This is a genomic window from Butyricimonas sp. DFI.6.44 (genome assembly GCF_022132345.1).
Taxonomy (GTDB): Bacteria; Bacteroidota; Bacteroidia; order Bacteroidales; family Marinifilaceae; genus Butyricimonas; species Butyricimonas muris.
On the sequence record NZ_JAKNJD010000001.1, the window covers coordinates 606,582 to 622,103 of the forward strand.

The 15,522-nt window shown below is 47.4% G+C and carries 13 protein-coding genes; 4 read left to right on the top strand and 9 right to left on the bottom strand.

The window, feature by feature from the left end:
- Positions 1–507: 507 nt before the first annotated feature.
- On the bottom strand, positions 508–1,191 hold the full coding sequence (locus tag L0M98_RS02605; RefSeq protein WP_227214850.1) for a hypothetical protein: 684 nt from the start codon (positions 1,189–1,191) through the stop codon (positions 508–510).
- A 104-nt stretch (positions 1,192–1,295) separates the two neighbouring features.
- Positions 1,296–2,495, bottom strand: coding sequence for a hypothetical protein (locus L0M98_RS02610; RefSeq protein WP_227214851.1), 1,200 nt, complete (start codon positions 2,493–2,495; stop codon positions 1,296–1,298).
- Positions 2,496–2,990: 495 nt separating this feature from the next.
- Between L0M98_RS02610 and L0M98_RS02615 the strand changes: the two genes are divergently transcribed.
- The 4 genes from L0M98_RS02615 (at position 2,991) to L0M98_RS02630 (ending at position 7,471) form a co-directional block, all read left to right on the top strand.
- A complete protein-coding gene (locus tag L0M98_RS02615; protein ID WP_099292670.1) occupies positions 2,991–4,301 on the top strand; it encodes an anaerobic C4-dicarboxylate transporter family protein in 1,311 nt (436 codons plus the stop codon).
- 34 nt (positions 4,302–4,335) lie between these two features.
- A complete protein-coding gene (gene ansB / locus L0M98_RS02620; protein ID WP_099292671.1) occupies positions 4,336–5,397 on the top strand; it encodes an L-asparaginase 2 in 1,062 nt (353 codons plus the stop codon).
- Between the two features lie 75 nt (positions 5,398–5,472).
- Entirely contained in the window at positions 5,473–6,630 is a 1,158-nt protein-coding gene (locus L0M98_RS02625) for a porin (protein WP_099292672.1), read from the top strand.
- Positions 6,631–6,778: 148 nt separating this feature from the next.
- A complete protein-coding gene (locus L0M98_RS02630; protein WP_227214853.1) occupies positions 6,779–7,471 on the top strand; it encodes an OmpA family protein in 693 nt (230 codons plus the stop codon).
- A gap of 63 nt (positions 7,472–7,534) precedes the next feature.
- Here L0M98_RS02630 and L0M98_RS02635 read toward each other — a convergent pair whose 3' ends face one another.
- The 7 genes from L0M98_RS02635 to L0M98_RS02665 form a co-directional block, all read right to left on the bottom strand.
- On the bottom strand, positions 7,535–8,317 hold the full coding sequence (locus tag L0M98_RS02635) for a nitrilase-related carbon-nitrogen hydrolase (RefSeq protein ID WP_227214855.1): 783 nt from the start codon (positions 8,315–8,317) through the stop codon (positions 7,535–7,537).
- A 9-nt stretch (positions 8,318–8,326) separates the two neighbouring features.
- Entirely contained in the window at positions 8,327–10,090 is a 1,764-nt protein-coding gene (locus L0M98_RS02640) for an aconitase family protein (protein WP_227214856.1), read from the bottom strand.
- An 85-nt stretch (positions 10,091–10,175) separates the two neighbouring features.
- Positions 10,176–10,934, bottom strand: coding sequence for a copper homeostasis protein CutC (locus tag L0M98_RS02645; RefSeq protein ID WP_227214857.1), 759 nt, complete (start codon positions 10,932–10,934; stop codon positions 10,176–10,178).
- A gap of 237 nt (positions 10,935–11,171) precedes the next feature.
- Positions 11,172–11,867: a lipoyl(octanoyl) transferase LipB gene (gene lipB / locus L0M98_RS02650; protein ID WP_227214859.1), complete on the bottom strand. Its 696-nt coding sequence runs from the start codon at positions 11,865–11,867 to the stop codon at positions 11,172–11,174.
- Between the two features lie 98 nt (positions 11,868–11,965).
- On the bottom strand, positions 11,966–12,820 hold the full coding sequence (lipA, locus tag L0M98_RS02655) for a lipoyl synthase (protein WP_099292681.1): 855 nt from the start codon (positions 12,818–12,820) through the stop codon (positions 11,966–11,968).
- Between the two features lie 196 nt (positions 12,821–13,016).
- The gene (locus L0M98_RS02660) at positions 13,017–14,336 is read right to left on the bottom strand and encodes a TolC family protein (protein WP_370645574.1); all 1,320 of its coding nucleotides are present in this window, start codon (positions 14,334–14,336) and stop codon (positions 13,017–13,019) included.
- Positions 14,336–15,439 (bottom strand): efflux RND transporter periplasmic adaptor subunit, encoded by a 1,104-nt coding sequence (locus L0M98_RS02665; RefSeq protein ID WP_227214860.1) that lies wholly within the window; start codon positions 15,437–15,439, stop codon positions 14,336–14,338. The genes L0M98_RS02660 and L0M98_RS02665 overlap by 1 nt, the downstream gene beginning before the upstream one ends.
- Positions 15,440–15,522: the final 83 nt, after the last annotated feature.

Genomic DNA, 15,522 nt, shown 5'->3' on the forward strand with positions numbered 1-15,522 from the left:
ATTTTCAAATATCTCTAAATCCCTCTCCGTCAATCTTTCCATTGTGTTTCCACAAAACGTACAAATATAGTAAAAATATGCCGGAATATCGAACTTTTAACGAGATATTTTCACCCTCTAAAACAACTTTCCCAAACTCGTGGCTCCCTTTTTTTTCGAGCGAGGATATCATCGCGCAATCACGTCCCGATTCCCACGCGTTAACTGTATTTAACTACAAGATAATATAAATATACATTTTATTATACTTGTAGTTTATTCGTACCAATTCCTATTCAATTCCCATTTATTTCCTATTCAATTCCTATTATGAAAGAGAAAAAAATAGTATTAAAATAGGAAATGAATATAATTCAATACTTCTATAATATAATACATATAAACATATTATATTAATGTGATGTAAATATTTCACAGGTAATCGTGAGATAATGATACAACAAGACCATCACAGGCTAGCCATGATGGTCAAAAATACTTCACTAAACGACCACATCTAGACATTCGTCACAACTTCCAATTTAAACCGTCCGGTAAATTCCTGAAATATTGTTCCAAACGAATAAACTGGTCTTTTATCAACGAGTAATCCATCCCCTCGACCTTTTTCCGGTACATGGAGAAAAGTTCCAATGTCCTACGCCTGTCCCTCGTCTTGATATAATGCAGGCATATCCCGTGCAGAATGCGCTCACCCGTCCATACCGACAAAGCCGGACAACCGGACACGTTATATATATCCAGTACCTTCTCCAACTTCTCGTAATCGTTCATCTCCTTGAAAAAAGACAAACCCACGCTCTCGAATTCAACGATCCATTTCTGCACGATAGAATCGAGTTTGGCGATTCTCATTTCAAACCACGGCTTATCTTCCAACGGAATCCCCAGATATTTATACGCCCATCCCACGTCGAGCACACCACAAGTCGGCATACATCCCGACTCTAAAGTTGCCTCGCTAAACAAACGGGAAACTTTCTTGCTCGTCACAAAATACTCTGTTCGCAATGATACATGATCGTCACCCCAATCCGTGAAACGCAGATTGCACTCGTTTTTCCATTCCCTGTTCTCGTGAACAAACGAGTTCTTTGACCTTAAAAAATGGTAACCGTGCTTTTCCATGGTAGGAAGGATATCCTCTATAAAAAGTTCCTTAATACACTCGATTTTAATTTTCATGTGCATATGCTAACCCCTATTTATTGCCAGATCCGTAATTCATTATCAAGTACAAAGAGAATAAAATTTTCTTTATTTTACTACATAAAAGATTATAAAGTTTACAAAGTTTATTTTTTCTCCACGATTAATTCTGCCACGAAGCGACTTTCTTCATCAACCGGAGTCAGATTGATATACCCTGAAACGACCTTCCCGTGATGAATTTCCAACGGAAACATTTTCCGTCGCTCTTCCGCGGAACCGCGGATTTCTCCCGCCTTGGCTGAAAAACGAATACAGAAACGACCTTCCGCTTCCTCCGCCAAATGCCGTTGTAACTGTAAAGCGACAATCCCCATGTTGTAGCGTAAATTGATTTCCACGCATGGCTGTACCCGGTATCGTCCCTCTTCGTCTTGATAAATCATCATATCCACGCCCAAATATCCCGTGTATATCCCTCGATACTGTTTGAGCAAGGCTTCCGTCAAAAGTTCCCGGACACGTTCCAATACCTCCTCGTCCGCGTAAGCCGATATCATGCCCCGCAATCGGCTTTCCGACGCAACGACATTTCCCTCGTATTCCCCCCGCTTACCGGTTTCGAACACGGAAAATCCTAAATATTGCAATTGAAAATCATCATCCATCTTGAACTCCATGGCGAAATCAAGTACTCGATTCAAACGCTTCTCGACCATCACGAATCCTTGCTTATGCAACATTCCGGACACAATCTCTTCTTCTTTCTTCGTGAACTCTCCCCGCGGTATAAATAATATACCTTTTCCGGAAGACGACCATGGTGCCTTCACCACTACACTTTCCTCGCCGGTGATCTCCCGAATGACATCCAAGGAAAAACATTGCCGGGGTACAATCGTCGCTTCGACCAACGGTAACCGTTGCCGGATAAACTCCAAACATTCGCGAGCCCTTTGCCTGCTATACAACTCCCGTCGTTCATCGTTCCATTCCGCCATAACACCTTGCCGGAATCGCTCACCGCAACGGGTTTTCAACTCGCCCAGTAAATTATGTACCCTAGGACTCCACCCCCACGGGCGAACTTCCCGGAAAGACAATAAACACGCTCTATCCCAAAGAATCGGCTTGCACGTCAAACCGAATACTTCCCGTCTTCTCTCCAAGAAATCACACCCCGGTAGCCGGGATACCAGAACGTAATCCTCTTCCCCCGTCAAATACGCCATCAAAAAAGAAAGATTATCCGCCATCAAAGCGATATTCGCTTTCGGCGTGTAACCATTGGTGCCGTTAGCAACAGAAATCTCGTTATCCGGATTAAACAGGTACAGATCTTGCATATATTCCAAAATTTATAGCAAAAATAATACTTTCGGATGAATATAGAAAGGACGTAGAGTTTATAAAGTTTATAAGGTTTATAAGGTTCATAAAGTTCATTGACCCTGCGGGCGCTTTGCCCACGGCAGCTCACGCTGCCGTTAAGCTTTGTCCGAAGGACACCCGTGACTTTATAAACTTTATGAACTTTATGAACTTTATAAACCTCATAGACTCCATCTGTCTTTACCCTAGCTCAATACCCCCTTCCATAAAGCTCTAAAAGCAATCATTTATTTATAAGAAATTAAAAGTTTGGCATACAAATTGACTATATGCATTTGTTAATTTTAAACATTATAATATCTATTATCGGATTATTATTTTAACGAGAAAACCTTTTATTGTAACTAATTGTTGATAAAAATGTGAAACCTTCTTGTTAAGAAAACCGTAAAGTATGGGTGTTGAAATTAGAATAATTGCATTATTAAACATTAAAATAAAGAAAAGAGATGATTTTACAATTAGCTTTCGTTTTAACAGCAATCATCATCGGAGCGCGTCTAGGCGGTGTCGGGTTGGGTGTTATGGGCGGAATCGGGCTGGGGATTTTAACATTCGTGTTCGGACTGCAACCAACAGCCCCTCCTATTGATGTCATGCTCATGATCGTGGCGGTAATATCAGCCGCGGCCGCCATGCAAGCCGCCGGAGGACTCGACTTAATGGTTAAGGTCGCCGAACGCTTACTCAGAAAGAACCCCGCGCACGTGACTATTTTAAGTCCGCTCGTGACTTACGCCTTTACATTCATCGCCGGAACAGGACACGTGGCTTACTCCGTGCTCCCGGTTATCGCCGAGGTCGCGACAGAAACGAAAATCCGACCGGAACGTCCGCTCGGGATCGCGGTCATCGCGTCACAACAGGCTATCACGGCAAGTCCTATCTCGGCTGCCACGGTTGCCTTACTCGGGCTATTAGCCGGTTTCGATATTACGTTGTTCGATATTCTGAAAATCACGATTCCCGCCACCTTGATCGGCGTACTTGTAGGGGCATTCTTCTCCATGCGGGTGGGTAAAGAGCTTGTTGATGACCCGGAATATCAAAAACGTTTGAAAGAAGGTGTATTCACCGATAAGAAATACGAGTTAAAGGACGTGGCCAACCAAAAGAAGGCAAGTCTATCCGTTCTCGTGTTTATCCTCGCTACCGTATTTATCGTACTTTTCGGTTCATTCGACAACTTACGCCCTTCCTTCATGATTGACGGGAACCAAGTATTACTGGATATGCCGGCAATCATCGAGATTCTGATGCTGTCTGCCGCGGCGCTTATCTTGCTGGTAACCCGCACGGACGGGTTGAAAGCCGCGCAAGGTTCCGTGTTCGGGGCAGGGATGCAAGCCGTCGTGGCTATCTTCGGTATAGCGTGGATGGGTGATACATTCCTGCAAGGCAATATGGCTGAATTGAAATCTTCCATCGAAGAAGTCGTAAGACAGATGCCGTGGTTGTTCGGTATAGCCTTGTTCGTCATGTCTATATTACTGTATAGTCAGGCAGCAACAGTCCGCGCTTTAATGCCTCTCGGGATCGCGTTGGGTATATCGCCTTACATGCTGATCGCCATGTTTCCCGCGGTAAACGGGTATTTCTTTATCCCGAACTACCCCACCGTGGTTGCCGCCATTAACTTTGACCGAACGGGTACCACCCGCATCGGGAAGTACGTGCTGAACCACTCGTTCATGATGCCCGGACTCGTTGCCACGGTTGTAGCCGTCGGGCTTGGATTGCTTTTTATTCAGATTTTCTAATAGTCTATATTATAGTAAATTTAAAACACAAGTTATGAAAATGTTTAGAAATTTAAGTTTGCTGGTAGCCTTGGTGCTATTTTCTGTTGCAACAACGTTTGCACAAAAGTTGCCTAACATACACATATTGGCAACAGGGGGTACTATCGCCGGAACAGGTGCCTCTTCTACCGGAACAAATTACACTGCCGGACAAGTAGCTATCGGGACATTGCTTTCAGCCGTTCCCGAAATTCAAAAGATTGCTAACGTAACCGGGGAACAAATCGTGAAAATCGGTTCTCAGGATATGACGGACGACGTGTGGTTGACTCTTGCCAAGACCATCAACAAATTATTGGCTAGAAAAGATATTGACGGTATCGTCATCACTCACGGAACCGACACGATGGAAGAAACGGCTTACTTCTTGAATTTGGTAGTGAAAAGCAACAAACCCGTCGTTCTTGTCGGGGCAATGCGTCCCTCTACCGCCCTCAGCGCGGACGGACCGTTGAATCTTTACAACGCCGTAGTTGTTGCCGGAGCGAAAGAATCCATCGGTAAAGGCGTACTGGTTGCCATGAACGGACTCGTTATCGGTGCGCAAAGCGTGCTTAAAATGAACACTATCGACGTGCAAACGTTCCAAGCACCGAACTCAGGGGCTCTCGGCTACATCTACAACGGTAAAGTATTCTATAACCAAGCCACGTTGAAAAAACACACCAGCCAATCCGTGTTCGACGTGACCAACTTGAACGCGCTTCCGAAAGTAGGTATCGTTTATAGCTACTCCAACATGGAAGGTGATGTTGTTAAAATGATGGCTAACAGCGGTTACAAGGGTATCATTCATGCCGGTTTGGGTAACGGTAACATTCACAAGAATGTATTCCCGGAACTGATTAATGCGCGGAACAAAGGTATTCTTATCGTTCGTTCCACCCGCGTACCGACAGGTCCTACCACCCTTGATGCAGAAGTGGATGACAATCAATACAAGTTCATCGCTTCTCAAGAATTGAACCCCCAAAAGTCCCGTATTTTATTAATGTTAGCGTTGACGAAAACCAGTGATTGGAAACAAATCCAACAATACTTCAACGAATACTAACCAACTGAAAACAATACAGGTAGAAGGTCGTAGCCGCGTATAACGACACGACCTTCTACCATAATAAAGCAGAACATGAAAAAATTAGCCATATTAATAGTCGTTATGGGGTTCGGCGCGAGTGCATTCGCGCAAAGCTCTCCCAAGGAAAAAACACTTTTTGAACGAGTAAGCAATGTCGAGAAAAAAATCGACTGGTTCAACTTCTACCTGAATATGCAAGGGTCATTCGATGCCAGCTTCAATTATGACAGGAACGGATTGAGCGAAGCAGCTTTCAAGATGCGTCAATTCCGTATCGAGGCAAAAGGTAACATTACCCCGTGGTTGTCCTATCGCTGGCGGCAACGTTTGAACCGCGGTAATAACGGTAGCGGTACGATTGACAATATGCCGACCTCTATCGATATTGCCGGTATCGGGGTAAAACTAAACGACCAATTCTCTTTCTTCGCGGGAAAACAATGTGCCGCTTACGGAGGTATTGAATTTGACCTTAATCCTATTGAAATCTACGAGTATAGCGACATGATCGAGAACATGAGCAATTTCATGACCGGATTGAACATCGCTTACCAAGTTGATGATAATCATCAGATACAATTCCAAATTTTGGATAGCCGTAATAATTCATTTGAAGATACTTACGGAAAGAACCTTGAAGACGGAAGAGCCCCGTTACTTTATACCATAAACTGGAACGGTAGTTTATTCGACGGTTTCTACAAAACCCGTTGGTCTGCATCCATTATGTCCGAAGCAAAAGACAAACAAATGTATTACTACGCGTTAGGTAACGATTTTACCTTCTCCAAGAAAGTAAACGCGTTCGTGGATTTCATGTATTCCGACGAGGACATTGACCGCAAAGGTATCATGACCGGTATCGTGGGACTAGAAGATGAACACAACGCTTTCAACGCCAAATACATGTCATTGGTAGCCAAGGTAAACTATCGTTTCTTACCGAAATGGAACGTTTTCATGAAAGGAATGTATGAAACTGCGTCTATCTTCAAAGCTACCGAAAATGTAGAAAAAGGTAAATACCGCACCTCATACGGTTACTTGGCAGGTGTTGAATTCTACCCGATGGAATCCAATTTGCACTTCTTTTGTACTTTCGTGGGACGTAGCTACAATTTCACCGATCGCGCTAAAGTACTCGGTCAAAACAATTACAACACGCAAAGAGTAGAAGTCGGGTTTATCTATCAATTACCGATGTTCTAATACTTTAGTTTATAAAAAACAAGGAGGTGTGTCTGTAACATACCTCTTTTTTTATCCCCTTATCTTCACTTTATTTTGAAATTATTAAAATGGTATTACTTTTGCGGAGAAATTAACGAGTGAAACCAACATTTCAAATTAAACACATATGAAAAGGACTAATTTATTCACCATTTTAGTATTGAGCGGAAGTATCATTCTTTCCGGATGCGCTTCCATGAGTAACACGGGTAAAGGTGCGGCCATCGGTGCCGGTGGCGGTGCGGCACTTGGTGCGGGCATCGGTGCCTTGGTAGGTAAAGGCAAAGGTGCGGCTATCGGTGCAGCCATCGGCGGTGCAGTGGGAGCCGGAACAGGAGCCTTGATCGGGAAGAAGATGGACAAGCAAAAGAAAGAACTGGAAGCTATCGAAGGAGCAAAAGTAGAAACAGTTACCGATGCCAATGACTTGCAAGCGATCAAGGTAACTTTCGACAACGGTATTCTTTTTGCCACTAATTCCAGCCAATTAAGCAATTCATCCCGCGATGCTTTGACGAAATTCGCCAATTCACTCAAAAACTCTCCCGACACGGATGTTACAATCTACGGGCACACGGACAACACGGGTACCCGTGAAGTAAACGAAAGAATATCCAAACAACGCGCGGACGCGGTAGCCAACTTCCTCGTGGGCAACGGTATTTCTCGCGCCCGTATCACAACCGAGGGACTTGCTTTTGACCAACCCGTCGCAGACAACAGTACAGCCGAGGGACGCGCACAAAACCGCCGGGTGGAAATATACATCACGGCTAACGCCAACATGATTAAACAAGCAGAAGCAGGAACATTACAATAGAAAACTAAAAGATAAAAGTTAAAAACTAAAAGTTTGAGATAGCTTGAGGCTACTTCCCAACTTTTAGTTTTTATAAATCCTCACCACCTTTATCTCGTCTTTTCCTTCATCACAACGGTCTATCCACTCCCCGTCCATGCCGACAATTCCCGAATCCCCGGCATAATACAATCCATCCGGATCTGTACCCGCGCAATTTACTCCTATCACGTGAGCTTTATTTTCTTTAGCCCTTTCCCGCAACAGCTTCTGCCAGTCTTCCCGACGGGAAGCCGGCCAATTCGCCACGTATACCGCCACGTCGTACCCCGTCGTGTTCCGGCTCCATTCAACGAATCGCAAGTCATAACAAATATAAGTGGCTATCTTGAATCCCTTGTAATCAAAAATAAGTTGCCCTTCTCCCGGCGAGAAAGCTCCTTTTTTAAAACAATTGTGCTTGTCGTAATACAAACACTTCCCGTCCGGGAAAGCCACGATCAACCGATTGTAATACCGATCGCCTTCCGCAAATATCGTCGAACCCATCACCACCGCTTTTTTACTTACCGCCCACTTTTTCAACTTTTCACGTATATCCCCGTACCGGGCGGCAATCTCAGCTTTCTTATCCCCGCCTCCTTTCTTCATCTCGCAACCCGATGCAAACAACTCCGGGAACACAATTACGTCCGCCTCGCCACATCTCTCCACCCTCTCCCCGAACGCTTTCAGGTTTCCGTCCACATCACCCCATTGCAAGTGTGCTTGAATAAGGGCAACCCGTAAGGATTGCCCTCTCTTTGTTCCGGCGTACCCGGATACAACAAAAAACAACACACACATGAAAATCGTCAGTCGCATCATATCTTTAAATCATGAAAAGGCTTTCGCGAGTCCGCCTTTTCCGATAATTTCACTAAATTCCTTGTCCATTCTCGGGAGTGGGTATTCTCTGTCATTCAAATACGCCACCCGATTCTCCCAGTCGAATTTCAATGATTCACCGGAAGTATAGGCATCTGCGATAGCCCAGTCTACCAGAATCAGCAAACCGTGATTAATCGCCATACGATAGAAATCATGGTTTACCGACTTCACGATAACCAATTTCACCCCGACAGCCACCAACCCCGTGGCGGCGTGTTTCACCAACGGTCCGCGACCGAAGTTCTCCCCGGCTATGATAATATCACCCGGTTTCGCGTCCGTGGCAAAATTCTTATCCAACCCGGCGAACAGGTAAGGCTTGATCTCCTCCACCTGTTCCAATGTCAAACGGTACATCAATTTCTCCGCGAAAATCTGGTTACTCGAGATATTATCCACGTCCGCATAATTCCATACCCCGTTGACCCTGCGATAATCATACCCGCCCAACATCACCGGCTCAACGGGTTTTACCTCGTATTTGTAACGCGCTCCCTCGAAATGAATCACCGACGAGAGTTCCCCGCGTAAAGCGGTCATGGCAATCGTGGCGGGAGAAGCGATATATTTCTCCACGCCGGAGGCATTCGCACCCCCGATATACATGCTGTTCGCCGTCGATATCAAACGACTGTTCCCTGCCGAGGCAACATGTCCGACACCGAGGCACGGTCCGCAACTCGAACCCAATACCATCGCGCCCGAGTGTACGATCTTGTCAATAATACCTTCCTCTACCGCTTTCAAATAAATATCCCTTGAAGCGGGTACCACGAACAACTGGAAGCCGTCTGCGATACGCCTCCCGTCGAGAATCATCGACACCAGCCTCAAATCCTCCAAACGTCCCGAGGCACAAGCCCCGATTAATCCCTGCTGTATTTTTAACCCCTCCAATTCATCCACGCTTCGAATCTCTCCTTTTCGGGTATTGAATATCAAAGGAAAGACTTTCGCCAAATCAATTTCTATCGAATGGTCGTACACGGCTCCCTCGTCAGCCCAAACACCTCTCACGGCAGGCTCGTTGAAATAATCCGCCAGCGTGTCGTCCGGTGGGAATGCGGCACTCACCACGCCCATTTCGGTAGACATATTGGCTATCGTCATACGGTCATCTATCGTCAACGACTCCACGCCCTCGCCGTGATATTCTATCGCCTGCCCGTTCACGTCAAGTTCCCCGAGGACACCTTTAATCCACAGTGCCAAGTCCTTCGCCAGAACACCTTCCGGCAGACGGTTCCTCAACACGATCTTTACCGTTTCCGGCACACGGAACCACATTTTCCCCGTCTTCCACGACACCGCGGTTTCCGTCTTATTGATACCCAAGGCAAACGCGTTGAAAGCTCCCGCCGTCGCCGTGTGCGAATCACACCCGACCACCAGCATGCCCGGTCGCACCAGCCCCGCCAGTATCTGGTGACCGATCCCGCTATCGCAATCGTAAAAATGTTCAATCCCCTGTTCCTCCACGAAATCCCGTATCGAGTTATACTCGAACGACAACTCGTGCATCAGCCCGGAGGCTTTCCCGTCCAGCACGATTACCACCCGCGACGGGTCGTGTACCTTCGTCCCGTGAATCCGCTCGAAAAGGAATCTGACCCTTGCCGAATTATCATGACTCATCACGTAATCCGGTTCCCGAATCACAACACTTCCTTTTTCCGCGTTTAATATTTTCTCTACAAATGTACGCAACATCGTCTTCGCTTTTAGTTTACCCTTTTATTTGATTTATGATTTCTTGATTTATGATTGAATGGTTATTTTAATCTAAAATCGTAAATCATAAATCACAGAATCGATTCGCTTCTTTCACCACCGCCTCTATCTTCTCCACGTCGCTGTAATACTGCTCGTATTCCGGCAATCCCGGTACTCCACCCATTGACACGTCCGGGTTACGGTACACCATCCGGCTATCCCTGCCGCTCTTGCCGCTCAAATGCACGGCATCCACCCCCGCGTCCAGTAACGAACGTGTATTCGCAGCGTTCACCCCGCTTCCCGCCATGACCTGTACGCGTCCGGCTGCCCGTTTGGTCAATGCTCTTATTTGCTCCAGTCCTTCCGCCACCGTGTTACGCCCTCCCGAGGTCAACACACGATAACATCCTGCCCGAATCACGTCTTCCAAAGCCTCGTTCAAATCCCGCGTCATGTCTATCGCCCGGTGGAAAGTAACTTTCAACGGGGCGGCAAGCTCCACCAGTTCACGGGTATGTTCCACGTCCACCGTTCCGTCAGCCTTCAAAATTCCCAGCACGACACCGTCCGCACCGCTCTCCTTCACGTGCCGTATCTCCTCTTTCATCAACTCAAATTCTTGCCCGGAATAAAGAAAGTCCCCGCCTCTCGGGCGAATCATCACGTAAAGTTCTATGGACAACAGTTTCCGTGCCATACGGATTATCCCAGCCGACGGTGTCGTCCCCCCATCATACATCGCCGCACATAACTCTACCCGGTTAGCACCTGCCGTTTGGGCATTCATGCACGATTCCAATGAAAACGTGCAAACCTCAACCTCAATATTTCTCTTCATTTCCTTACAATCTTCTTAACGCGAAATCCGTTTCATAACACGAATATAAAGAAATAATCGACAACCTGCAAATAATTCAAGAAATTAATGCTCCTGTCAATTCGGTTATTAAAGAATTTTAGATTTATGATTTCTTGATTTATGATTGGAAAAACTAACCGAAGACAAGACTGTATTTAGCTCTTCCTCTGTTTATAAAGAGAGTACGACGGAGCCGGGAGGGAGTTCTTCACAAATCTAAAATTCCTCTATCACCGAATCGATAAATTCCATCCCGAATAGTTCCATGAAATACCGTTTCACGGCGTCTTTCACCTCTTGCATCGGAACGTCGTGTCCCAGCTCTTTAGCGATGGACGTCACCCCCTTGTCAACGAAACCGCAAGGATTGATATAATTGAAATAGTTCAAATCGGTGTTCACGTTCAGCGCGAAACCATGCATGGTCACGTAACGGGAGCACTTTATCCCGATGGCACATATCTTGCGGGCACGGGGCGTACCCGTGTCAATCCACACGCCCGTGGCTCCCGCCAGCCGTTCCCCGCGGATGCCGTATTCCCCGATGACACGGATCACGACCTCTTCCAGACGCTCCACGTAGTCTTTCACCCCCACCCCGAAATTAGCCATGTCCACGATCGGGTACACGACCAGTTGTCCCGGACCGTGATACGTGATGTCGCCGCCCCGGTTTACCTTCACGAACTCGGCATGCGCCGCCTGCAACTGTATCGCGCCAATCAGCATATTCGCCTCGTTTCCGCTTTTCCCGAGCGTGTACACGTGGTTATGCTCCACGAAAAGCAAGTAGTTTTCCGTTTCCTCCCCCCGCAACTTCGCGGCAATCACCCGCTCGTGCAATTCTTCCTGCTTCTTCCATACCGGCATGTAACTTGCCGTACCCAAGTCAAAAAACTTTGTCTTTTTCATGTTCAGTTTATAAGGTTTATAAAGTTTATAAGGTTCATAAAGTTCATGGTATCTTAATAGACTTTATGAACTTTATAAACCTTATGAACTTTATGAACTCATTTTACATGCTTCTCCGCGTGATAACTCGACCGCACCAACGGACCGCTCTCCACGTGGCGGAATCCCTTTTCCAGCCCGATACGCCCGTACTCCTCGAAAATCTCCGGGGTCACGTACTCTTTCACTTCCAAGTTCGCGGATGTCGGCTGAAGGTATTGCCCGATGGTCATCACCTTGCATCCCGCAGCACGCAAATCGTCCATCGTCTGTAATATCTCCTCCCGCGTTTCTCCCAACCCCAGCATAATACCCGACTTGGACACGATTCCCGACTCGCTCACCTGACGGATCACTTCCAGCGAGATATCGTATTTCGCGCGGCTCCGCACGCTATCCGACAATCGCCGCACGGTTTCCAGATTATGGGATATTACCTCCGGACGGACGTCTATTACCTGTTGCACCAGTTCCCGCCGTCCTTGAAAGTCGGGGATCAAAACTTCCATCGTCGTGTTCGGGTTCTCCCTCTTCACGGCTTCGATCACCCGCACCCAATGCCCCGCGCCCAAATCTTCGAGATCATCGCGATCCACCGAGGTTATCACGGCATGTTTCAATTCCAGCAACTTCACGGAGTTGGCTATATTCTCCGGTTCCCGCGGGTCAAGCGGAGCCGGACGCCCTGTCGCCACGTTGCAGAATTTACACGAACGCGTACACACGTCGCCACCGATCATGAACGTGGCTGTACCCGCTCCCCAGCATTCCCCTTGGTTCGGGCACATCCCGCTCGTGCAAATCGTGTGCAAGTTATGTCCTCGCACGATGTTTAAAACTCCCGTGGACAACTGTCCCATCGGTAACTTAATTTTCAACCATTCCGGTTTACGTCTATTATTACAACAAGCCATAACGCTTTATTTTTTACAATCAAACGCGAATATACTTTTTTTTCTCCTCCCAACGCAACCTTTTTATATTTCCTGCATCTATTGAATGTGACTAAGTAATAAAAATGGGTTATAAAAAAGTGGACTCACGAAGTAGTTCCAATTTTAGGGTTAGTAGTAAATAGTGGTAAAAAGGGTGTGTTAAACACACCCTTTTTTATTCCAAGACAATCGGTATCCCCTTGTAATAATCCAATATCTTCAACCGGAAGAGATAGTCGTACTTCGCTTGAATACGATCGGAAACGGCTTTTTGCAAAAGGGTTTTGACCTCGTTAAATTCAACCCCGGTAGCCTTGCCTTCCTCGTATTTCCGCTCCGTGAGGCGATAGGATTCCTCGGCAGCTTCCACGGCGGTGGCACTGGAGAGGTAAGTGGATTGGGCGGCAATGGCACTGTAATAGGCTTGTTGTATCTCCTTGAACAAGGCTTTCTTGGCGGCATCGAGCATAAACGATTGATTCTGCATCTGCAAACGGGCACTCTTTACCTTGTCACGCGTTTCCATACGGTTGAAAATAGGAATGGTCAGCGTGAAACCGAACGATTTGTTCATGTTGTTGGTGAACTGGCTGCTGAACGAGGGGCTGTCGAAGTTCGCCACGGTATAGTAGCCCGTGGTAATCCCGGCGGCAAATTCCAACTGCGGGTACAAGGCACTTTGGGCAATACGGATACTCCGTTCGGCTCCCGCCACGCGATGTTGGGCGGCACGCACGATAGGTTTCGACACGACGGCAATATCGTAAATATCCTGTGGCGGGGTGAGCAACTCGAACGTGGGCTCCATGTCGGGAGCGACAATAGCGAACAGCTCCGGCGAAGGCAGTTCCAGTATCTGGCTAAGATCGAGCAGGGCGAGTTTACGATTGTTCTCCGCTTGAACGGCAGTCACCCGATCTTGTGCCAAGCGGGATTTCGTTTCATAGAACGCTGACGTGGAAACTTTGCCCACCTCGTGCAGGCGTTTCATCCGGTGGTGCTGCGCCTCGCTCACTTTTAACTGCGCGGCGGCAACCTTGCTGATTTCCTCCGCGAAAAGAACTTGCAGGAAAAGGGATGTGACCTGCATACTGACATCTTCACGCGCTTTTTTGAGGTCTTCCATCGCGGCATCGAGGTTGAGTTTCGCCAACGCTATATTGTGAGTGATCTGCATCCCGGAGAAAAGGGACACGCTGGTTGCCGCCTCGAAACTGGTATTACGGGTGTTACGGTCGAAATAGGTGTTATCCAGCGGGGACGCCACACGCCCATAGCTGAACGACTGTCCCGCCCTCGCCCCCAAGTTCGGCAGGCGGCGGAATTTGGCGGTATGAACTTCTATCTCTTGACGGTCGAGGGCAATCTCCCGTTGTTTGATCTCGATATTGTTGTCAAGGGCGTGTTCGACACATTGGCGGAGTGACCATTTTTCTTGTGCCCCCGCCCCGAGGCTGACCAGCATCGCCACGATTACAAATTTCGCTTTCATCATCATAGTGTGTTCGTTTTTTCGGTGCCGCGCACTTTATCGTCGGCGGTGATACCCTCTTTTACCTCTATCTTGATTCCGTCGCTGATGCCCAGCGTGACGGGACGACGCTCGAATACCTGATCGGGACGCGTACCGGTAAGGACATGAACGTAGTTTTTACCGTCCTTGAATTCCACGCAACTTTCCGGCACGGTCAGCACCCGCGGCGACCGCTGTAACACGATCTCGGCGTTGGCACTGTACCCGGAGCGTATGTAAACGGAATCGGGTATGGTGATAGCGGCTTTAATCTCGAAGAGGTTAGCCCCGTTTTCCTCCCTTGCGCGCGGGGATATGTACTCCAGACAGGCGTCAAACTGCATATCCTGCAAGGCACCGATCGTGAGCTTGATAGGCATCCCCTCGTGAACGCGTCCGACCTCGGTTTCATCAATCTTTCCCTTGAAGATCAAGTCACTCATGTTCGCCACGATAGCGATAGTGGTTCCGTCGTTGAAAGTGTTGCTCATGATCACGGAATTACCGACTTTCACGGGGACGTCGAGAATCAACCCGTCGATCGTGGAACGAATCATAGTGTTGCTCGCCGAGGCACTCTTGCGGGAGATACCGTCACGCACGATATCGAGGGCATCGGCGGCGGTTTCCTTCTCCTCCTTGGATTGCGATAGGGCAACCTCGCATTTCTCGAACTCCTCTTTACTGATCAGGTCGTCCTTGTACAGCGTCTTCATGCGCTCGAACTCCTGCACCGCCTGCTTGTAATTGATGTCGGAAATACGCAGGCGGCTCTCGGCGGCACTCAACTGTCCCATTTCGGGGATTACTTTCACTTTGGCAATCACTTCCCCGGCACGGATCGGCTGCCCCGCTTCCTTGTAGACCTCGGCGATGATACCCGATATCTGCGGCTTGATCAATACCTCGTTACGAGGCTCCACCTTACCCGTCGCCACCGTGTTTTTCTCCACGTCGGTGACAACGGGAGTGACTATCTCGTACACCTTCTTTTTAGGTTGCGACTTCACGTACAGGAACCCGAACGTCCCGATAAATACAGCTACAATCAAAAGTAGCACAAAGATTTTAAAGAGCTTTTTCATATTTAAGATTTTAGATTTATGATTTAAGATTTCTCCCCGCTTGCTAACGCTTATGATTTAAGATTTATGATTTTAAATTCGCA